This window comes from Blautia sp. AM47-4, assembly GCF_003479865.1.
Taxonomy (GTDB): domain Bacteria; phylum Bacillota; class Clostridia; order Lachnospirales; family Lachnospiraceae; genus Fusicatenibacter; species Fusicatenibacter saccharivorans.
Window position 1 is genome coordinate 41048 of record NZ_QUHY01000014.1, and the last position, 22604, is coordinate 63651.

Sequence of the window (22604 nt, forward strand, 5' to 3'; positions counted from 1 at the left end):
ATATTATCTTAGGTTTTGCGTTTTTTCTACGACAATATTCCTTATTTTTTATAATAATTGTACTTTTTCACGGAGGTTTTTATGATAAATGACCCAATTACAAAAGTCATGCAGGACGCATCCGAGATCATCCGCTACGATGAAGTCGGCATTCCGCTTTATATCCGGGAAGGACTGCTTTCTTCCTATCCGGATCACCGGGCGCTCTGCCACTGGCATGAGGATATCGAATGGGTACAGATCCGCTCCGGTCAGATGAACTACTATATCAATGGAAAAAGAGTCCTTTTAAACGCCGGGGAGGCGATTATCGTCAATTCCCGCCAGATGCACTACGGATATTCTGAAAACGGCCAGGAATGTGACTTTATCTGTATCCTGTGCCATCCGAAAATCCTCACCGCGAACAGCGTTCTGTACCAGTCTTATATTACGCCGGTTCTTTCGAATCCGGCTCTGGAATATCTTCATCTGAAGCCGGAAAATCCGGAAGATACTGAAGCGCTGCAGACCCTCCCGGAAATTCTCCGGCTGAAGAAGGAACAGCCGACCGCCTACGAAATCGAGGCTGCTGCTCTGCTTTCCCTTTTGTGGTGCCGTCTTTTGCGCACGCATCCGATGATGCCGGACGGCAACACCGCCGTCTCACAGGATCCAGATCTTCTGATCCAGCGCGATATGGTTTCCTATATTTACAGCCACTACAGTGAATCCATCAATCTGGAAGAGATCGCCGCCGCCGGAAAAGTCTGCCGCAATAAATGCTGTCAGATTTTCCGCCGCTATCTTTGCCAGAGCCCAATTGATTTTCTGAATCATTACCGTCTGGAAGTAAGCTGTCATCTGCTAAACACAACCAAAATGTCCATCGTGGAAATCTGTACCGCATGCGGTTTCAATCATCAGAGTTATTATTCCAAAATTTTTCTGCGTACTTACCATTGTACGCCGAGAGATTTCCGGAAACGCGCAGAAGGCCTGCCAACATAACCTGATTTTTTTCTGTACACGTTTTTTTGTTAAAAAAAGGAAGAATTTTGCTAGACATTTTTCCGATCCCTGTTATAATAAAATTACAAAGGTGTTGCGCTAAACCTAACCAAAACACTATATTTTCCATTTATTTTACAAGGAGGATGACATGGTAAAAAAATTTGTCTACGGAACCCCATTTGAAACCGAAGCTGTCGTAAAAGAGATCCCCTCTTCCGAAGGAAACCCGGATTACGGTACCTTCTCCACCGAGAACGGCTTCTCCTTCACTACAAAGCTTGCTGACGAGGACATGGTATTCGGACTTGGCGAAGCCAACCGCGGCATCAACAAACGCGGTTTTCTTTACATCAGTGACTGCGCTGATGATCCAAACCACGTAGAGAGCAAAACCTCTCTGTATGCAGCACACAACTTCATCATCATCTCCGGCAAGACACACGTAGGATTCTTCTTCGATTATCCGGGCACCCTGCGTTTCGATATCGGCTACACAACTTCCGATACGATGACCGTTTCCTGCGAAAACGCAGATCTCTACGTTTACATGATCACCGGTGATTCCGATCTTGATATCGTAAAACAGTTCCGCGGCATCATCGGACGCAGCTACATTGCTCCGAAGTTTGCTTTCGGTTACGGTCAGAGCCGCTGGGGCTACAAAACAGAGGATGATTTCCGCACGGTAGTGAAAAAATACCGCGAAAACCATGTGCCGCTCGATATGGTTTACATGGATATTGACTACATGCAGGATTACAAGGACTTCACCGTAAATGAAGAACGTTTCCCGGATTTCGAGGGATTTGTACAGGATATGAAAAAAGAAAAGATCCATCTCGTTCCGATCATCGATGCCGGTGTGAAAGTCGAAGAGGGTTATGACATTTACGAAGAGGGCTGTGAAAAAGGCTACTTCTGCCGCCGCGAGGATGGCTCCTACTTCGAAGCTACTGTATGGCCGGGCTGGACTCATTTCCCGGATGTCTTAAATGCAGATGCCAGAAAATGGTTTGGTGACAAATACGATGTTCTCGTTTCCAAGGGAATCGATGCCTTCTGGAATGACATGAACGAGCCATCCATCTTCTATTCCCAGGAAGGCCTTGCTGATTTCAAGGAGACTGCAAAGAAATATGTGGAAGGTGACCCGGAGGTTCCGCACTACATGGTAGGCGGAAAGCTTCAGGCACTGGCAAACAACCATGAGGACTATAAACGCTTCTATCACAACGTAAACGGCGAACAGGTCCGCCATGACAAGGTACACAATCTGTTTGGCTACAACATGACCCGTTCTGCCGGTGAAGCTTTTGAACGAATTTCCCCGGATAAGCGAATCCTGATGTTCTCCCGTTCTTCCTACATCGGCATGCACCGTTACGGTGGAATCTGGACCGGAGACAACTGCTCGTGGTGGTCACACATCCTGCTGAACCTGAAGATGATGCCGTCCCTCAACATGTGCGGTTTCCTCTATACCGGAGCCGACCTCGGCGGATTCGGTGCAAATACCACAAGAGACCTGCTGCTCCGCTGGCTGGCACTTGGTGTTTTCACTCCTCTGATGAGAAACCATGCCGCACTTGGAACACGTGAGCAGGAACCTTACCAGTTTGAGCATATCGAGGACTTCCGCAACGTCATCGGCGTCCGCTACCGCCTCGTTCCGTATCTGTACAGCGAGTACATGAAGGCTGCTTTAAACGATGATATGTACTTCAAACCGCTTGCCTTCGTTTACCCGGATGACAAGCTGGCAAGAAATACAGAAGATCAGTTGATGATCGGTAATGAGATCATGATCGCACCGGTTTACACCCAGAATGCCATCGGCCGTTACGTATATCTGCCGGAAGAAATGATGTTTGTAAAATTTCTCGGCAACGGAAACATGTTCCAGGAGATTCTTCCGAAAGGTATCCACTATGTAGAAGTTGCCCTGAATGAGGTTCCGCTCTTCATCCGCAAAGGCTGCGCAATCCCGGTTGCCGATTTTGCAGAATCCGTACCGGATATCAAAGAGGAAAGCATCCGCATGGTCGGATACGAAGGCGCTTCCTATGAGCGTTATACCGATGACGGAGTTTCCCGTATCTGATACAGAAAACAGTTTTTGAATCATCTCCCCTTTTGCAGGAGCTTCCCGGAGCCATCAGGTTCCGGAAGCTCCTGCAGTTTTTCACGCAAAAAGGCGGGAACCCTCTATGTTTCTCCGGTCCGCTTTTTTCTTTTCGCTTTATTCTGTTTTCGGCAACCGCACCTCTACGACGGCTCCGTAATTTTCATCCATATTGGAGCACGTAATGCTCGCCCGTTCGCCGTACATCAGCGCCAGGCGGCGTTTTATATTGGAGATGCCGACATGGTGACGGCCGTGGTAGATGATAGGCGTGTCGTTTTCGATTGCATCCAGTGCCTCTTTCGAAAATCCGTTTCCGGTGTCGGAAATACAGATGTAGAGGTACTCACCGTCCTCGTACGTTTCATTTGTCAGATACAGGGAAATCTCGCTCTTCCGGTCCAGGGATACACCGTGTACTACGGAGTTTTCCACCAGTGTCTGTAGCAGAAGAGACGGAACCTTCCATTCTCCGATATCACCATCCGTCGTTGCTTCAAAGGAAAAGGCTTCTTCTCCGTACCGCAGCTTCTGGATGCGGATATATGCCTCAATGTGTTCCAGCTCTTCCTCCACATCGCGCTGCTTCTTGGAATCCTGGAAAATGTAGCGCATATAGTCGGACAGCACCGTTGTGATCTCAACGATCTCGCCTTCGTTATTCTTATCCGCAATGCCATGAATCAGGCTCAGGCAGTTCAGGAAAAAATGCGGCTTGATCTGTTCCTGCGTATATTCCAGCTCGGCTTTCTGTTCGGCAAGCTCTTTTTCGTAGATCGCAATTTTCAATCCCTGTATTTTCCGCAGCAGTTCCTTGAATTTGCCGCTCACAGACTCCAGCTCTAACAGATTGTTGCTTCCATCGTCATTCAGACTCTGCTCTTTTTCCAGCTCCTCCAGTTTTTGTCCGAATTTTTCCAGCGGTTCCAGAATCCGGTGGTAATATGCTGTAATTTCCAGTGCGCAGACAATCAGAAGAACCGCGATCAGGACGACGAATGCAATCTGCATAATCAGTACATTCTCAAGAATACCTCCTCCCGGAAGAACCATAAGATTGATTTTTCCGACCGTGCCAAGCTGGTAGGAATAGACCGTCGCATTTTTCTCCTTTTTCTTTCCCGCTTTGGAAAAATCGATAATCTCATTCTTATATTTTTCCGATGTGTCTGCCTGCGTCATCACGCGCCCTCTGGCATCTACCATAAACGGAATGACATCATACTCCTCTGTTTTGGCGCGGATGGTCCGGAAAATCAGATTCAGATTGATGACGCAGCCGATAACTTTTTTGTTTTTCGCGTACCAGCCGACAATATAGTCGTCGTCGCCAAACGTAATCACAGTCCATTGTGTGCTGATCGAATCCTTTGATGTCATAATCTGCAGATAGGACATCAGCATCTGATTCAGCGTTGTCATTCCCTTACTCTCGGTAAACATAGTTCCGCTGTCCGTAATCAGAACATTGGCTTTCTGACCGTAGACGAAGAATGTCTGTACCTCATGGTAACGGATTTTCAGCACACGGTTTCGCTCCCGCAGCGTCCGCTCCATTTCATAATACTGAGCATCTGTCGATGTTATCTGATCCGGGATTTCTTTGATGTTGCTGTCAGAATCCAGCAGATAGATCAGTTCACTGTTGATCTGCGACATATCACGGTTGATCTGATCGACATAGAGCTTTGCCGTATCGGCAATATATTTATCTGCCAGCTTGCGGTTTTCCCAAACGCCCCAGAGCAGGCAGACAATAAGCCCCATCAGGACCAGAAAAACCGGAGTTCCAAGCCGCAGGGACGTATCCTTCAAACTGCGTATTCGAACGCTGCGCAGCATCCTTCGTTTTCCTTTCTGCCAGAGATTCATAAGCGCATCCACCCCTCCTTTTTTTCTGTCTGCAGAGCGACTGCCGGACGCCGCACCTTACCTCGCAGCTCCGGCAGTCCTTTTACACTCACGGAATGCATTTGCAGCTATGTTCTTTGTAACACAGCCCATTATACCATATTTTCCGGCTTTGTCCATGCAGAGTCCGTGTTTCACATGGCAAGAACAGGATTCTCTGTTCCCGTTCGCCTGGTACCGATGAACGGGAACATTCTCTTATTCAGAGAAAATATTCAGCAGATGTTCGGTATCTGCTCCTTCCTTTACGAATACCGGAATAGTATCCATCGGAGCAGCAACCGTTACCTTCTGTCCTCCCTCATACTTCTCTCCGGTCCATGCGTTAAACCATGCCGTTCTGGCCGGAAGATAAACCTTGCACTCCGTTACGTGATCCTCCATCACAGGTGCAACATAGAGATCCGGTCCGAACAGATAAGCGTCCTCCACATTCCAGCTTTCCGGATCTGTCGGGAAATCATAGAAAACAGGCCGCATCACCGGGGTTCCGTCCTCATGTGCTTTCTTCATCTGTACCCGGATATAATCTCTCAGGCGCTCACGCAGGAAAATGTATTTCTTTGAAATCTCATATGCCTCATCGCTAAAGCTCCAGATCTCATTGTCACTGCCGGATCCGATCTGTTCTGCACCGTAGCCCTCCTGTGGATTGCGGTTTCCGTGCAGACGCATGACAGGGCAGAAGCATCCGTACTCAAACCAGCGGATGTACAGACGATGGAAATCCGGGTCATCGGTTCTTGCGCCGTGGAAGCCGCCGATATCAGTGGTCCACCACGGAATACCGGCAATTGCCATGTTAAGACCTGCCTGTACCTGGCGCCGGAAGCACTCGAAGGTACTTACAATATCGCCTGACCATACGAGTGCACCATATTTCGCACTGCCTGCCCAGGCAGAACGGATCAGGCTGATCGGCATGGTATCGCCTTCTGCCGTCATGCCGTCATAGAACGCTTTCAGATAATATTTCGGATAAATATTTCCGACCTCCTGTACGCTTCCGAGCTGATAACGGTAGTTCTTGAAATCATAAACGCTGTATTCCGGCTCTGCCACATCCAGCCAGAAGAGTTTGGCACCCTGATCATAATAATTTTTCTTGATCTTCTCCCAGACATACGTTCTTGCATCCGGGTTGGTTGCATCGAAGAAGACTTCATTTCCACCGCAGAGCATCGTCAGCGGTACACCGTGTTCCGTGCGAACCAGATAGCCCTTCTCTTTCATCTCCTCGAAGTTTTCGGAATAAATGTCAACGGTCGGCCATACCGACACAACAACCTGAATTCCCATCTCCTTTAATTCGCGGCACATGCCCGGCACATCCGGCCAGTATTTCGGATCAAATTTGAACTCGCCCTGCTTCGTCCAGTGGAAGAAATCGACGACAATCACATCAAGCGGTACGCCAAGCTCTTTGTATTTTCTTGCTACAGACAGAAGCTGTTCCTGATTCCAGTAGCGGAGCTTACACTGCCAGAAGCCCATGCCATATTCCGGCATCATCGGCGGTTTTCCGGTCAGCGTCATATAATTCTCCTCGATCTCGGCAGGCGTATCACCTGCAATCACAAGATAATCGATTTCTTTCCCGGATTCCGTTACCCATTCCGTTCCATTATTCGCAAACATCACCTGGCCGACACCCGGATTGTTCCATAAGAAGCCGTAGCCGATGCTGGAAAGATAAAAAGGAACACTGACCTGTGAGTTTCTCTGTGCCAGCTCCAGCATGCAGCCCTTCAGATCCAGCTCATGCTGCTGATACTGTCCCATTCCGAAGATTTTCTCACCTTTTCTTGCTACAAACCGCGCTACAATACGGAAATTATCCCCGACACCGTTGCTGTACTCGCGTCCCATGATGTTGAGCGGCATGCTTTCCTCATCGCGCAGACGGCGGAAATGCTCCTTTAACAGAACTCTTCCATCCTCATGATAGAACGTAATGACGCTGCCGGAATCGATCACTGCATGAAGCTTTCCATTTGTGATTTTTCCGTAGGAGTATCCGTTCCCTCGTACATATTGGCAAAGGCTCCGCCTTTTGCTGATGGATCCTCAAAGATTTCAACCTCTCCCGCATGCGCGTCCTTTGCTTCCAGCGCCCAGTCGCGGCCGGTAAAGCTTCTATTTTTTGTCGCGCGCACACGCAGTGCATCTTTCCCCCACGCTTCGATGCAGACGGTCTCGCCATCGTAAGAATAAATTAACTTACCCTCTTTTTCCAAAAACATGTAAAAATCCTCCTTTTGTCAAAAACGGCAGGTCATTTCTGGCCTGCCGTTTCTCCTGCTGTTTTGCACTTCAGACATTGACCCGCCGGATCAACGCCTGCTTCTTACAGGTAATATTTTTTCTGTTTATTTTGCCAGATTTTCTTTGTATGCATTGTAAGCATCTGTCTGAATCTGAAGGAACTCGTCAATGCCCATAGCTTTCAGCTGATCGATGTAGGAATCCCACTCATCATCGATGCCGCCGTCTACTACCCAGTGCGCATACTGTGCTTCTACATATTTATAGATATCGGTTCCGATTGCCGTGATTCTGGAAAGGTCTTCGTCGGTATACTGAACCATCGGGAATCCACAGTTTTTCTCAGTATCAACGTATTTCTCATTGATTGCATCATCGGCCAGTTTGACACCGTCGCCTGATCCTCCGGAAGAGAAACTTTGTCATAGAAATCCTCGTTCATGTATTTCGGACCGAAATCACGTAAGGAGTTGGACCATGCAGAGGTATCCAGAGAAGATCCATCGCTTGGTACATCTACATTGTAGGTTCCGTCACCATTGTCTGTGATCTGGCTTCCAACGGAACCATAGAAGGTCTGTAACGATGCAAGATCGGTGTAAAATTCATCTGCCCACTTCAGCAGGGTGTCAGGATCTTTACAGTCTTTGGAGATCATGAGCTCACGGTCGGATATATCAAGGTAATTGGTTGCTGCTTCTACGTAGTGGTTTCCATCGTAGCCTTCTACTGCCTCAAGAGTCTTAAACTGATTTACGTTCGGACCAACCTGAGCGTCTGCAGTCCATCCAAAGATAAGACCTACCTGAGAACCGCCATCAGCCTGCTGTTTTGCTGTCTGCATGGAGCCATCCTGTGTGAAGTACTCTGGGTCAACAACGCCCTCTTCCCATAACTGACGCATCCATTTTACTGCTTCTTTGTAATTTTCTTCCATCGGCATGAAGACCGGTTTTCCTTCGCCATTCAGTCCCATGTAGTTTCCGTCACGGCTTACCATGGTTCCGAACGGGGAAAGGATGTGGCGCAGATCACCGCTTAACAGTCCGCTGCTTGCTGCATTTGTGATACCGATCTCATTGGTTGGATCGCCATCGCCGTCAGCATCTTCTGTCGCAAATTTAACAAGAACCTCTTCCAGTTCTTTATAGGTCTTCGGAGTTTCCAGTCCTAAGTTATCCAGCCATTCCTGGTTGATGCACATAACATCGCCGCAAACCTTCGGACGAAGCGGAAGCTTCTTCGGTAAGCTGTAGATTCTTCCGTCACGGCTGGTGCAGACTGCTTTCAGTTCCGGATCAGCCTCAAAGGCTGCTTTCAGGTTTGGCATATCTTTTTCGATCAGATCTGTCAGATCCAGGAATGCCGATTTGTTCTGTGCCATATCTGCCTGTGTTAAGCAGATAGATCCAAGGAATGCATCCGGGAGGTCTCCGGAAGCCAGCAGCAGAGATTTCTGCTCGGACCAGTCACTGTTGTAATAAACCTGCCAGTCGATGTTGATATTCATCTTGTCCTCGATTTCCTTCATGACTCCTTCCTTCAGGAAATCGGTCGGCCAGGTATCGGTCCATCTTACTGTTGCAATTTTGTAGGTTGGGCGGTCACTGGTATCTGTCGTGTCACTGGCAGAAGATTCTGTCTTTGCAGAACTTGCTGCAGTGCTTCCACTCGTACTTTCCGTTCCTCCATTACTTCCACATCCTGCAAGCAGTCCGGCTGCCATTGCGGCCGAAAGAGCAACGCTCCAGGCCATTTTTGTTTTCTTTCGCATCATCATCTCTCCTTTATGATTTTTTATTTGCAATACTTCTCTCCTGTCCGCAGGATCAGCCTTTTAGTGATCCGAGCATAACACCCTGATTGAAGTATTTCTGCACTAACGGGTACATACACATGATCGGCGCGGAGGAAACCACGATGATCGCGTATTTGATGAGGTCGGCCATCTGCTTTGCCTCAACGGCCGCAGCGCCGGTACTCATGGCACTCATGGTCTGATTGCCGACCAGAATGCTTCGAAGGACAATCTGCAGCGGCTGCAGACTTTCGCTTCGGATATAAATCAATGCATTAAAGTAGGAGTTCCACTGTCCTACTGCTGCCCACAGGGCAATAACAGCGATAACGGCTTTGGAAAGCGGGAGAACAATCTTGAAGAAGAATCCAAGGTATCCACATCCATCCAGCTGCGCCGCCTCCCAGAGATCCTCCGGGATACTGTTGTTGAAGAACGTTCGTCCTACGATGATGTAATACGTTACAACGGAGAACGGAACAACCATAACCCAGAAGGTGTCCAGCAGATGAAATCTCTGTACTGCCAGGTAGGTTGGAATCAGACCGCCGGTGAAGAACATCGGGATCAGGTAAAATGCTGTGAAAAATCTTCTTCCATATAAATGCTTTCTGGAAAGCGCGTAGGAAGCCGGAATATTGACAACGAGTGTCACAAGCGTTCCCATAATTACGTAAGCAATCGTATTCCGGTAGCCAGTCCACAGCTTTGCGTAGCTCGCCAGCTGCTTATACCCTTTGAAGTTAACTCCTTTTGGAAGGAACATAATCTGTCCGTTGGATACGGCTGCCGGATCACTGAACGATGCAATGACGATGAAGTACATCGGATACAGGGTAATGATGATCAGAAGCACACCGATCGTATACAGGATGATATCGAAAATCCAGTCTTCTCTGGATTTTTTTACTTTATTTGTTGATACTGCTTTTGCTTTACTCATATCTTTGCTCTCCATTCCTATGTAGGCTCAAAATTCTGTCAGATCAGTGAGGTATCACTCATTTTACTGGAAAGGAAGTTGACTGCCAGAAGAAGAACCAGGTTGATAATGTTGTTAAACAGGCCAATTGCAGCGGAAAGGCTGTACTGGCTGCTCACAAGACCCATCTTATACACATAGGTGGAAATGATCTCACTTGAGGTACTGTTCAGTGTATTCTGCAGCAGGTAAACCTTCTCAAATCCAACGCTCATAACGCTTCCCATTCTCATGATAAACATGATGGTTGCCGTCGGCAGCAGAGCCGGAACATCGATGTGGATCATTTTGTGCCATTTGTTGGCGCCGTCCATCGTTGCCGCTTCATACAAGGTCGGGTCTACAGAGGAAAGTGTTGCGATATAGAGGATACTGTCCCATCCTACATGCTGCCATGCCTCAGACCATACATAAATGTGTGGGAATGCTTTCGCACTTCCCATCAGGTTCGGGAGCTTGAATCCAAGCAGTCCGACCAGCTTTGCGATAATACCTGTACTCGGGGAGAGGAACAGGATCAGCATTCCGGCCATAACAACGGTAGAGATGAAGTGCGGCAGGTAGGTTGATACCTGGAAGAACTTTTTAAACTTCTGTGCCTTCATCTGGTTAACCAGCAGTCCCATGATAACCGGAAGCGGGAATGTTACCGCAATGGTGTAAAGACTGATGATGATTGTGTTTTTGATGGTCAGACCGAACTGATAGGAATTAAAGTACTGTTTGAAGTATTTCAGTCCAGCCCAGCTGCTTCCCATAATGCCTTCCGCAGGTGTAAAGTTTTTAAATGCAATCACAATTCCGTACATCGGATAGTACGTAAACAGTGCAAAAATGATAATGGAAGGAAGCATCAGTAAATATAATGGCCTGCTTCTTCTCACTTCCTCTACAAATCCTATGGAGCTTTTCTTTTTGGTTTTACTATGGTTGGCGCTCACATATCATCCCTTCTTTCCTTTAGATTTTTTGTAACGATTCAGATCTCCATCGCGATTTTTCTTTCATTTCGCATGGCTCTGAAACAGTTACCATTTTTCTTTTTCATGCTCTCGTTTCAACCGATGAACATATTATACAAAAAAGAGGGGCGTTTTTCTATCATTTTCCGGCAGTCTGTATATTAAAAAAGAGATGTCTTTTCACATCTCTTTTTTAATCAGAACGTTTTTTTTGTTATTGACATCGTTTTTTTGTTATTTTTGTCTGCTCCGGTACTCATTTGGTGTACATCCGACCAGCTCCCGGAACGTTTTACTGAAATAAGAAAAATTTCCATAGCCGACTTCCATCGCAATTTTGCTAATCGGAAGCGATGAACTGCGCAAATACTCCTTTGCCCGCTCAATGCGCCGCTCAGCAATATAATTCGGAAGCGACATTCCCGTTGTTTTCATAAAAATTTTGGAAACATAGTCCTCTGAGAGGAACACTTTTCCTGCAAGCACGGATCTTGAAAGATCCTCGTTCAGATTCTGTTCGATATAGTCTTTTAGCTGCTCCACCACATTGTCACTGCGGGATTCGTTCTTTTTCTGACCTTCCAGCACATCAAACAGATAATCGATGAACGCATGGGCACCTACCACAGAGAGAACCGCCTCTCTCCGTTTCGTTTCATACTCTTCACTGTCAAAAACCTGTCCGAAAACGATATTGCTTTCTTTTAAATAAACATATATATTCTGTATCATTTCTTCAAAAAAACGACTTGTGAAATCTTTTCGCAGACCGCCACTTTTCTCACGCTTTCTCAGATATTCCTGCAGCTTTTCCCGCACAGCCGCAAGGGAATCGGATCGCTCCATCTCAGCCAGATACGTTTTCCACGGCACTTCCTGATAATCGCGCTCTACGAAAGACCAGCGTGTCTCATACAGAATCCCTGTTTCATCCGGCACTACATACTTTTCCATCTCTTCGAGCTGATCGCGGCTCTTTGAAATCTCATCCAGTACCGCCGGTTTTCCCATGTACATGCAGAATCTTGCCGGAAACGCGCCCGCCAGACAGGTCCGCAGTCCTGCCAGTTCCTCCTGCGTTCCCATCGCACTTCCGTGATTTCGCAACACAACTGCCCATTCCAGATCACTGACATGTACCACGGTTTCCAGTTGCATTTCTGTTGTTTCCACATATTCCGTCAGAACATTTGTAATCACAAAATTATATAAGCTGATCTCTTTTTTATAATGTTCCTTATCCGGAATTTCCAGTACCCGCAGCAGAATCAGACGGAAGGTCTCATCCGGAGTACAATATCCGCTCTTTTTTGCCCTTTCAATCCAATACTCCTCCTGCAGACACTGAACCAGAAGATCCTCCCAGAATTGCTTTTCATTCTCTCCTTTTTTCTCCTGTTTCTTCTGTTTTTGATGTTTTTCCTGCACAATCCCGACAATTCTGCGCAGCGCTGTTTCCAGATCCACATTGGAAATCGGTTTTAACAGATATTCCCTTGACGACAGCTTCAACGCCATCTGCGCATACGCGAAATTTGCATAGCTGCTCAGAAAGGTACATTCGATATCCAGCTTTTTGTACCGGATCCATTCCAGAAGCTCCAGCCCGTTCCCCTGCGGCATATCAATGTCACACAGCAGCATTTCTATCGGATACTCTTCCAGCAGCTTCTGCGCCTGGCGGATGTTGTTCGCCGTAAATACCATATCAATTCCAATTCCGCTCCAGTTGACGGTTTCTTCCAGTTTTTCCACCAGAAGCTTATCATCATCTACAATCAGAATACTAATTCCCATAGGTAAGCCTCCAATATATTTTTCTTCTTTTTCCTACAGAAAAAAGCCAGCCGACAGACTCTTATTTTTCTGTCAGCTGGCCTGTTTAAAAACCATTATAACCTGTTTATTCTTTTCCGTCAAAGCAATAGGTACACATTTTGCATTTCGGCAGTCCGATCGACTCTACCAGATCGTCCAGACGGTGATACCTGAGGCTGGTGAAATTCTGACGGCGGCAGATTTCCTGGCACATGGACTCGTAGCGGTCGCTGGTCGGATCTGCATACTCTTCCAGTACTTTCTCTGCGTTTTCTCCCTCTTTTTCCAGAATAATCCGTCTGGTGATCAGATCCAGCTCGGATTTGGAGCGGGAGAAATTCAGGAATTTGCAGCCATACAACAGCGGCGGGCACGCCGGGCGGACATGAACTTCTTTTGCACCGCTCTGATATAAAAATTCCGTTGTCTCACGGAGCTGCGTACCGCGCACGATGGAGTCGTCGATCAGCAGCAGTTTTTTCTGATCGATCAGTGCCTGCACCGGGATCAGCTTCATTCGGGCAATCAGATTTCTCTGTTCCTGATTTGTCGGCATAAAGGAGCGTGGCCAGGTCGGGGTATATTTGATGAATGGTCTTGCAAACGGAACTTTGGACTCATTCGCATAGCCGATTGCATGGGCAATTCCGGAATCCGGCACGCCTGCAATGAGATCCGGGTGGACATTGCTTCCCGCATCACGTTTGGCAAGCATGGCACCGCAGTGATATCGCATCTCCTCTACATTGATCCCCTCATAGGACGCAGTCGGGTAACCATAGTAAACCCACAGGAAGGAACAGATCTTCATCTCCTCCTGCGGCGGCACGAGCATCTCGACGCTCTCCGGCGTAATAAAGTCAATCTCACCCGGTCCGAGTTCACGGTAATCCGTGTAACCCAGGTTCAGATATGCAAAATTTTCAAAGGATGCGCAGTACGCTCCCTCTTTCTTTCCAATAACAAGCGGGGTGCGGCCTTTTTTATCGCGCGCAGCGTAGATGCCGTCTTTTGTCAGCAGCAACAGCGTCATGGAACCGTCAACAACATCCTGCAGATGGCGGATGCCCTCCGGAATCGTCTTTTCACTGCAGATCAGAGATGCCGCAAGCTCGGTTGCATTGATCTGACCGGTGCTCATCTCCTGGAAATGGGTGCGGCCGTTGCCGTAAACCTCTTTTAAAAGCTGATCCATGTTGTTGATTTTTCCAACCGTGGTAATCGCAAAGCTTCCAAGGTGTGACTGGATCAGAAGCGGCTGCGGTTCATAGTCGGAAATGCAGCCAATGCCGAGGTTTCCCTCCATTTCTTCCACATCACGCTCAAATTTTGTACGAAACGGTGAATTTTCAATGTTGTGGATAGCACGTGAAAAGCCATTTGCCCCGTATGTCGCCATACCGCCTCTTCTTGTTCCGAGATGTGAGTGATAGTCTACTCCATAAAACAGTTCCAGTGTACAGTCTTTTCTTGATGCAACTCCAAAAAAGCCTCCCATTTCTTGTCTACCTCTCTTTGTGTATTTTTTCTCCCTTGGGTTCTCTTAAATATGAATGCCCCGGCAAACCGGGATGCCCGGTTACTGTTCACCGATGCGGGAACCGCAACTAGTCTTCTTTTAGTGTACCACGATCTTCTCCGTACTGTAAAGTACAACTAATAAATTTGATATAAAAAATAATCTACATTAATAAATAAATTTACAGCTTTTTCCACAAAGATTTTACTGTAAAATCAAAAAAAGAAAGTATTGATTCTTTTTATCGGTTATGATACTTTAAAACTGCTTATGAATCTTGGTTTTGCGTTAAACGCAAGAAAACGATTCATTCTTATTTTATCTTTTCTTAAGAGGAGGTTTTTACCATGGTTTCACTTTTGTTACCAGTCATTTATCTGGCATTCATCAGTCTCGGACTGCCGGATTCTCTGCTCGGCTCAGCGTGGCCGGTCATGTATCAGGAGCTTGGAACTTCTGTTTCTTCTGCCGGCATCATTTCTATGATTATTGCCGCCGGAACAATCGTATCCAGTTTGAACAGCGACCGTCTGAATACCCGCTTCGGCACCGGAAAAATCACGGCGGTAAGCGTTCTCACAACAGCGGTTGCGCTGTTTGGTTTCTCCGTCAGCCACTCTTTTCTCGCCCTCTGCCTCTGGGGTATCCCATATGGACTTGGCGCCGGAAGCGTGGACGCGGCTCTGAACAACTACGTTGCACTGCACTATAAAGCCCGCCATATGAGCTGGTTGCACTGCATGTGGGGCGTCGGATGCAGCACCGGTCCGGTCGTCATGGGATATGCCATCAATCATTCCACCTGGAACAACGGCTACCGTACCATCGCCCTGTTCCAGATTGTGCTGACTCTGATTTTATTTTTCAGTCTTCCTCTCTGGCAGAAGCCATCTGCTGATGCTTCTGCAGATGAGAACTCCGTTCCGGAGCAGAGAAGTTTTTCCCGCCTGATCCGCGTTCCCGGTGTCAAAGAGGTTCTGACCTGCTTTTTCTGCTACTGCGCAGTAGAATCTACTGCCGGCATGTGGGCTGCAAGCTACTGTACTCTGTTCCGCGGCATTGATGCAAAACGCGCAGCAAGCTGGGCAAGCCTGTTCTACATTGGCATCACGATCGGACGGTTCTTCTGCGGTTTCATCACAATGAAATTAAATGACCAGAAAATGATCCGGCTCGGACAGGCTGTGATCGCAGTCGGCACGATTCTGATGCTGCTGCCGCTTGGCGATTCCCTTCTGTTTATCGGCCTGATCCTGATCGGACTTGGCTGTGCGCCGATTTATCCTTCCATCATTCACGAGACACCGGCAAACTTCGGTGCTGACTTAAGCCAGGGAATCATCGGCATCCAGATGGCCTTTGCCTACGTCGGAACCTGCCTGATGCCGCCGGTTTTCGGTGTTCTCGGCCAGCATATTTCCTTCGGACTGTATCCGGTATTCCTGATGGCCATTTTGATTCTGATGGTTGTAATGGCAGAGCGGATGCACCGCGTAACGGCGGAAAAAAGAAATTCTTATAAAGCCAACTATTAATCCAATTATTCTGCAGCAGAATGGTTCCCTTGGATCAAACTCTGATATACTGCGTACAAAAAAGTACATCTGATCAGGTTACTCCCTGATCAGATGTACTTTTTGTAAATTTCGGAAATTTTTTCAAGCACGCTCCGCTTCAAACTCTTTCACCACATCCTCCAGCAGGTTTCTGATCTGCAGGTGCTGCAGACATACTTTCTCACATTTTCCGCATTTCACGCAGTCTGATGCCTTTCTGCCCGGTGCAGTATATACAAGATTGTGATAAGAAATACTGATACATCACGCCAATTTTCCTGTTTCATTCCTCAATCATGCCAAAGACATCTTCAATCTCGCCCATATACAGATAATGGAGATCGCCATCTTTATATAAAGTATCGCGCGTAAATTCCGGCAGATCTTCTTTCTCCATTCTGACCGCATAGATTTTTTTGCAGACAAAGGTCAGCTCTGCCTCTTCAAATCCAACCGCATTTCCCAGCATCTTCGGTGTCAGACTGGTCAGACTGATCTTATCCGGCACATCATTTCCCGATTTTGATCCCAGGATTCCAAGATCCTTCCGATATTTCTCCGGAAAAAAGCAGACCGTAAACTCGTCTTCCTTCTGCAGAATCTGATGCGTCCGGCGGCTTTCCCGGATAAATACGGTAATGATCTGCTTTCCTTTCTTTGGCGGTCCCCAGATCGTCCCCATCGTACCCCATCCGATCGTCATCGTATTATACTCCCTTGGCGTACCCGCAGTACACAAACCCCAGCGGTCATCAAAAATAGAAAACACATCATACTTTGCGGTTTTAAAATTCTCCATCGTAATGTTCATACTACATTCCCCTTTCGCTGATTTGCTTTGTTATCCTTAGCATACCGTACGGTAGTAACTACCGGGCAAGAACTTTTTTTCAAAGTCCTACGTTTTTATAAAAACAGGAAATTTTTTTATTTTAGAAATTTCATTTTTCCACAACGCAAAAACCGGAATGCTTACACATTCCGGTTTCCAGTAGAGCGCGAGACGGGATTCGAACCCGCGACCCCAACCTTGGCAAGGTTGTACTCCACCCCTGAGCCACTCGCGCATTTATTAATTTTTATCTTGCTAAGTGCTCGCTGCACCTTACAAATGATACTATACAGGAACTCCCCTCATTTGTCAATACCTATTTTCAATTTTTTTCAAAAAAAATCAAAAGTATCTACGATTCCCTCAATTTTCGCTCTCCATCAGACACCCGCACAGCTGTCTTCCCCCCACAAATTCACACCGAACCACCCTCCTGACGAATCCAGACTCCTTTCCATCCGTCCTCCCAACCCCACATGCTCACGCCGATCCGCCTCCTGGCGGATCCAGACGCTTTACCCCCGTCCCCACCGTCAGACCTCGCGTGGCTTCGTACCTGCGGTGCAGCGGGCATAGAAAAAGAGGGCAAGAACTGTGAGCGCAGAAGGGGCCCGGAAAAATGGGATGACCTCTGGTGCACAATACCAGAGGTCAAAACGCACTGAGTCGGGAAACCATCAGGTTTCCTGACGAATTGCGTTGATTCTCATTTTTCCGGGCCCCTTCCGCGCCACAAGTTCCGCCCTCTTTTTCTCGCCCGCTGCACCGCAGGTACGAAGCCACGCGAGGTTGTCCGAGGTCGTCCGTATTCACCTCTACGCCTTCAGAATCGCGCTCAGCACATACTGATTATTTGAGAAGTTTTTCTGCGAAATATCCCCGAGTCTGATCAGGTCAACATCCAGCCACAGCTCCTCTGCTGCCACCATCATATTTGCAAACATAATCCCGAAATTCACCTCATCCCACTTCCGAAGCTTCTCCACACTGTGCTTCTTCGAGAAAATATGAATCCTGTTATCATACACCACAAATCTCCACGGCTGGCTGTTCATACTGGATGGCGACAGTCTCGCCGCTTCCAGCATCTGCGTCATCCACTGCCGCGGCACCTCTTTGAACACACAAAGATCCTCCAGCGGCAGTCTCTTTGCTTCACTTTGCCGTCTCGTATGCGAACCATGACTCTTACCAAAAGCGACGATCCCCACCAGCCGCTTTCCGTTCTTCTCAAGCTCCGCCTTTTTCACACGATTACTTCCGATAAAGCAGGTTCCCAGTCCGATACTGCACAGATACAGCACCATCTGTTCCATAATATAACCCACGTTCATCAGATATCGTTCTGACTCCTCCGAATAAAAAGCCATATAATACGGCGCCTTCACACTGAACATACTGAGCATTCTCTCCTGCCCTTTTCTGTTGTCCAGAATCGCCATATCCACACCGATGCCCGAAAACAGTGCCGGCATCTCCTTATAATGCTCCCAAATCTTATCCAAAGTCTGCGGCGGAAGCGTATCAAAACAATAATTCCTTACTGATTTTCTAACAAAAATAGCCTCATATAAATTCATACTCTCACCCTTACTTCATCTGCTATCCGTCTGTTTTTGTTACAGTTCACTGCTGAATGAACAGTAATATTTCTTTCATAGCCGGCCGCGGCCCGCTCCCCATTTTTACAGGAGCAAAGCCGCATTCCGAAAAATTTACGTTTAATCTTCCGCATTCGACAGAAATACGGAAATTCTCCCTCTTAATCGCAAATATTTTTCAATTTCCAGCTCATCCATTTTTACTCTGTAATAATATTGTAACATATCCAAAAACTTTTTCAAGGGAAAAACGCGCCAAATTTTGTATATTTTTCACACATATTTCCCATCAAATTTATGCAACTTTAAAACCTGTGCTTACGCTTCCGCGGTCAGCTTCTCCAGCTCCTCCACATAAGAAGCAAACACATCCAGCGCCTCTTCCACCGGCTCCGGCTTCGTCATATCGACGCCGCAGATCTTCAAAAGGTCAATCGGATCCATCGAGCAGCCGCCGCTTAAGAACTGTTTGTACTTCTCCACGATACCCGGCTCCCCTGCCAGGATCTTGCTGCTGATCGCAATCGCCGCCGAAAATCCCGTTGCATACTGATATACATAGAACGGTGTATAAAAATGCGGAATTCTCGCCCATTCCAGCGCGATCTGCGGATCCGAAATCATATCCGGTCCGAAATACTCCTTGTTGATCGACAGATACAGCTCCGAAATACCGTCCGCCGTCAGCGTGCCTTCCTCTGCCATCTTCTCATGAATCCGCTTCTCAAACTCCGCAAACATCGTCTGGCGGAACACCGTTCCCTTAAACTGATCCAGGAAATAATTCAGCAGGAAAATCTTCTCCTCTTTTTCTTTCGCATGCTTCAGCAGATAGCGGATCAGCAGTGCCTCGTTGCAGGTTGATGCCACCTCAGCGACAAAGAGGCGGTACTCCGCATACGTAAACGGCTGTGTATGGTTCGAATACCAGGAATGCAGCGAATGGCCCATCTCATGCGCCAGTGTGAAGACCGAATCGATATTTCCGTTAAAGCTCATCAGCACATACGGATGGGAATCGTAAGAACCCCAGGAGTAAGCACCGCTCTTTTTTCCTTCGTTCTCATAAACATCCACCCAGCGCTCCGAAAAGCCCTTGTCCAGCAGTGCCACATAATCATCCCCGAGCACGGCAAGCGCTTTCTTCACGATCTCGATCGCCTGCTCATACGTATATTTCTGCTCGTACTCTTTCGTCAGAGAAACGTAAACATCATACATATGAAGTTCATCCACACCGAGCAGCTTTTTACGCAGTGCCACGTAGCGGTACATCGCCGGCATTTTTGCATGAATCGCCTCGAGCAGCTTGTCGTAAACCGAAACCGGGATATTTCCGCCATCCAGCGATGCAGCCAGTGCAGATGGATATTTTCTTACATCTGCAAAGAATGCGGCCTGTTTCAGATTGGCACCGAACGTTGCGGCGAGCATGTTTTTGTGTTTTTCATACTCCGCATAATACTTCTCAAACGCTTCTTTTCTGACCCGGCGGTCCTTCGACTGTAAAAATCCGACGAAGGTGCCGTGGCTCAGTGGAACCTGATTTTCCTCTTCATCCGTGACCGGCTGGAATCTGAGGTCTGCGTTCGAAAATGCCGAGAAAATCTGATCCGGGCTGGATGCCATCTCTCCGGCTTTTGCAAGAACCGCCTCCATCTCCGGCGAGAGAATGTGCTCTTTCTTGCGGAAGTTTTCTTTTAATATGCGATCGTACAGACGGAGCGGCTCATATGCTTTTTCAAATTCTGTAACCGTCTCCTCGTCAAGCTCCAGGATCTCCGGCTCTACGAAAGAAGAGGCATCCGCAAGAACAGCCATCATGCTGTCCATCTTTCCGGCATAGCCCTGATACTTCTGATTTCCCATATCCTGGTGATATTTCTGGCTTGCATAGACATACAGGCTGGAAAAGACGCGGCTGATGTCATCCAGACCGGAAAGAACGTCATACAGCGCTTCTGCACTCTCTTTCATTGTTCCCTGTTTTGCGCGGAACGCTTCTATTTTCTTCGCAAGCTCCTGCTCTGTTTTCTCAAATTCTTCATCACTACCAAACAAACTCGAAAGATCCCAGCAGTACGCCGGATCCATCTCTTCTCTTTTTTTCAGTTTAATTTCTGCCATATTTCTCCCTTCATCCATCTTTTTAGACGGAACTATTTCTGCGGTTTTTCTTCTAATACTAATGTGCCGCACTTACGCTTAGTTTACCACAATTTAACCTCTAAATCTAAAATTTTTTCTTAATTTTCTTGACAAATCCATAAACCGATTGTATGATTGTACTATCAAATTAATACAGTAGTACAAAAGGAGTGAATGCCATATGCCATGGAATCTTGATTCCTCGCGGCCGATCTATCTGCAGATCATCGAGCGGGTACAGATGGACATCATCACCGGGCGCTATCAGCCGGGCGATAAGCTTCCGTCCGTCCGCGATCTCGCGCAGGAGGCCGCCGTCAACCCGAACACAATGCAGAAAGCGCTTTCCGAACTGGAACGCAGCGGACTGATCTATTCCCAGCGGACCAGCGGACGCTTTATTACCGAAGATAAGGAGTTGATTCATCAGATGAAAAAAGAACTTGCCGCCGCAGAAGTATCTGCTTTTGTTGCCCACATGAAACAGCTCGGCATAACCCCGGAGGAAATCCGGCAGCTACTTGCCGAAACGATTGAGGAGGAAGAAAATCATGAGTGAACTTGTAACGTGTAAAGACCTGACGAAGCGCTTCGGAAACCACACCGCGCTCGATCATCTCAACCTTTCCCTGGATTCCGGGAAAATTATCGGACTGCTGGGGCCCAACGGAAGCGGAAAGACGACGCTCTTAAAGCTGCTGAACGGACTGCTGACCCCGAGTGAGGGTGAAGTCCTCATCGCCGGAAATCATCCCGGTATTGAGACAAAACGGATCGTCTCCTATCTGCCGGATAAAATGTATCTCGGCAGCTGGATGCGCGTCTCGGATCTTTTAACGTATTACAGCGATTTCTTTGAGGACTTTGACATGTCCCGCGCCAATGCCATGCTGGAATCCTTAAAAATCAGCCCGAAGGACCGTTTGAAAACGATGTCGAAGGGAACGAAAGAGAAAGTCCAGCTCATCCTCACGATGAGCCGCCGCGCAAAGCTCTACTGCCTCGACGAGCCGATTGCAGGCGTCGATCCGGCAGCACGCGATTACATTTTATCTACGATTTTAAACAACTACGAACCAGACGCATCCATCCTCATCTCAACACATCTGATTTCCGATGTCGAAAATATTCTCGATGAGGTCATCTTTATCCAGGAGGGCCAGTTAAAACTGCACGCCTCGGTTGAGGATATCCGGATGCAGGAGGGTGAATCGATTGATTCTTATTTCAGGGAGGTATTCAAATGTTAAAAAAATGTCTGAAACATGAGTGGAAAGCATGCTGGAAAAACATGGCGCTGCTGAACGGTGCCGCCATTTTCATGGGCGCTCTCGGAGGCTCCGGATTCCTCTTTTCCCAGATTTCTGAGCTGCCGGATCTGCTGATCGTCCTCTATCTGTTTGCGTACGTTTTGATTGTGATCGCCGCATCCGTCATGACACAGGTGCTGATGATCCAGCGCTACTATAAAAATCTTTTTACCGACGAAGGGTATCTGACCAACGTCCTTCCGGTATCGGCAACGGATCATATTCTCTCCAAAATGCTGGTTTTCGGCGCATGGAGCATCTTAAACGCACTTTCCGTTCTCGCTTCCTTCGCTTTTTTGCTTCTGCCGTCCGCAATCCGGTATTTTACCGCAAACACCCTGCTTTTTTACAACAAGGCCATGACCTTTTCCGATTTTCTGTCCTATCTCTGGGCACAGATTACCGGTGTTGCCGATGCTGCTTTTTCCCTGATCGGCATCACGAACCACATCGGTATGGCACTGTTTTCCATCGTTGGCTTCTTCGCTTCGCTGTTCTTTGGCATTCTTCTGTTCTATGCCGCCATCAGCATCGGAAGCCTGGTATCCAGCCACAAAATTCTGACGGCTGTCCTCTCTTACATCGGCATGACTACCGTGATCCAGATCTTCGGCGGAATCAGCATCGTCCGTGTTTTCCAGGACTCCACACCGACTGCTGTGGTTACCACATCCTCGGTTTCCACACTTATCATCACCGTGGTGCTCTGCGTTGTTCTGTTCCTGATCTGCCGCTATATCTTAAGCAGACGGCTGAATCTTTCATAAAAATTGCATTAAAAAGCGCC

At 47.6% G+C, this 22604-nt stretch carries 18 protein-coding genes and 1 tRNA gene; 6 read left to right on the forward strand and 13 right to left on the reverse strand.

Translation table 11 applies throughout. The features are described from left to right. The first annotated feature begins 81 nt into the window (after positions 1-81). Together DW965_RS10640 and DW965_RS10645 are read left to right on the forward strand one after the other, a co-directional pair. A complete protein-coding gene (locus DW965_RS10640) occupies positions 82-990 on the forward strand; it encodes an AraC family transcriptional regulator (RefSeq protein ID WP_119198378.1) in 909 nt (302 codons plus the stop codon). 151 nt (positions 991-1141) lie between these two features. Then, complete coding sequence (locus DW965_RS10645) at positions 1142-3094, forward strand: glycoside hydrolase family 31 protein (RefSeq protein WP_118659328.1); 1953 nt, start codon at positions 1142-1144, stop codon at positions 3092-3094. A gap of 138 nt (positions 3095-3232) precedes the next feature. Here the strand turns inward: DW965_RS10645 and DW965_RS10650 are convergent, their stop codons facing one another. From DW965_RS10650 to DW965_RS10685, 9 genes are all read right to left on the reverse strand, one after another. Beyond that, on the reverse strand, positions 3233-4987 hold the full coding sequence (locus DW965_RS10650) for a sensor histidine kinase (RefSeq protein WP_119198379.1): 1755 nt from the start codon (positions 4985-4987) through the stop codon (positions 3233-3235). Between the two features lie 237 nt (positions 4988-5224). Then, on the reverse strand, positions 5225-7003 hold the full coding sequence (locus DW965_RS10655; RefSeq protein WP_243036608.1) for a glycoside hydrolase family 31 protein: 1779 nt from the start codon (positions 7001-7003) through the stop codon (positions 5225-5227). Further along, a complete protein-coding gene (locus DW965_RS20005) occupies positions 7000-7269 on the reverse strand; it encodes a hypothetical protein (RefSeq protein WP_243036610.1) in 270 nt (89 codons plus the stop codon). Before DW965_RS20005 ends, DW965_RS10655 begins: the two co-directional genes overlap by 4 nt. A 126-nt stretch (positions 7270-7395) precedes the next feature. Next, positions 7396-7614: a hypothetical protein gene (locus DW965_RS10660; protein ID WP_119188505.1), complete on the reverse strand. Its 219-nt coding sequence runs from the start codon at positions 7612-7614 to the stop codon at positions 7396-7398. Continuing rightward, entirely contained in the window at positions 7545-9065 is a 1521-nt protein-coding gene (locus tag DW965_RS10665) for an extracellular solute-binding protein (RefSeq protein ID WP_158582839.1), read from the reverse strand. Before DW965_RS10665 ends, DW965_RS10660 begins: the two co-directional genes overlap by 70 nt. A 55-nt stretch (positions 9066-9120) precedes the next feature. Continuing rightward, a complete protein-coding gene (locus DW965_RS10670; protein WP_055220601.1) occupies positions 9121-10032 on the reverse strand; it encodes a carbohydrate ABC transporter permease in 912 nt (303 codons plus the stop codon). Between the two features lie 38 nt (positions 10033-10070). Beyond that, positions 10071-11012, reverse strand: a complete 942-nt coding sequence (locus tag DW965_RS10675; RefSeq protein ID WP_158582841.1) for an ABC transporter permease — start codon at positions 11010-11012, stop codon at positions 10071-10073. Between the two features lie 255 nt (positions 11013-11267). Next, on the reverse strand, positions 11268-12830 hold the full coding sequence (locus DW965_RS10680; protein WP_119198382.1) for a response regulator transcription factor: 1563 nt from the start codon (positions 12828-12830) through the stop codon (positions 11268-11270). 106 nt (positions 12831-12936) lie between these two features. Next, positions 12937-14349, reverse strand: coding sequence for an amidophosphoribosyltransferase (locus tag DW965_RS10685; RefSeq protein WP_119198383.1), 1413 nt, complete (start codon positions 14347-14349; stop codon positions 12937-12939). 368 nt (positions 14350-14717) lie between these two features. Here DW965_RS10685 and DW965_RS10690 point away from each other — a divergent pair, with 368 nt between their 5' ends. Further along, positions 14718-15905, forward strand: a complete 1188-nt coding sequence (locus tag DW965_RS10690; protein WP_055220595.1) for an MFS transporter — start codon at positions 14718-14720, stop codon at positions 15903-15905. Positions 15906-16209: 304 nt separating this feature from the next. Here DW965_RS10690 and DW965_RS10700 read toward each other — a convergent pair whose 3' ends face one another. The 4 genes from DW965_RS10700 to pepF form a co-directional block, all read right to left on the reverse strand. Beyond that, a complete protein-coding gene (locus DW965_RS10700) occupies positions 16210-16737 on the reverse strand; it encodes a flavin reductase (RefSeq protein WP_117509337.1) in 528 nt (175 codons plus the stop codon). 184 nt (positions 16738-16921) lie between these two features. Beyond that, positions 16922-16993 (reverse strand) — tRNA-Gly (locus DW965_RS10705). A 580-nt stretch (positions 16994-17573) separates the two neighbouring features. Next, the gene (locus DW965_RS10710) at positions 17574-18338 is read right to left on the reverse strand and encodes a nitroreductase family protein (protein ID WP_022462268.1); all 765 of its coding nucleotides are present in this window, start codon (positions 18336-18338) and stop codon (positions 17574-17576) included. A 339-nt stretch (positions 18339-18677) separates the two neighbouring features. Next, entirely contained in the window at positions 18678-20486 is a 1809-nt protein-coding gene (gene pepF / locus DW965_RS10715; protein WP_226906295.1) for an oligoendopeptidase F, read from the reverse strand. Positions 20487-20688: 202 nt separating this feature from the next. On the opposite strand from pepF, the gene DW965_RS10720 reads away from it, so the two are divergent. Genes DW965_RS10720 through DW965_RS10730 form a run of 3 tightly spaced genes read left to right on the forward strand, consistent with a single transcriptional unit; the run spans position 20689 to position 22584 of the window. Beyond that, a complete protein-coding gene (locus DW965_RS10720; RefSeq protein WP_022462266.1) occupies positions 20689-21066 on the forward strand; it encodes a GntR family transcriptional regulator in 378 nt (125 codons plus the stop codon). Next, a complete protein-coding gene (locus tag DW965_RS10725; protein ID WP_055227982.1) occupies positions 21059-21757 on the forward strand; it encodes an ATP-binding cassette domain-containing protein in 699 nt (232 codons plus the stop codon). The genes DW965_RS10720 and DW965_RS10725 overlap by 8 nt, the downstream gene beginning before the upstream one ends. Then, on the forward strand, positions 21751-22584 hold the full coding sequence (locus DW965_RS10730) for a hypothetical protein (protein ID WP_118741624.1): 834 nt from the start codon (positions 21751-21753) through the stop codon (positions 22582-22584). The genes DW965_RS10725 and DW965_RS10730 overlap by 7 nt, the downstream gene beginning before the upstream one ends. The last annotated feature ends 20 nt before the right edge of the window (positions 22585-22604 follow it).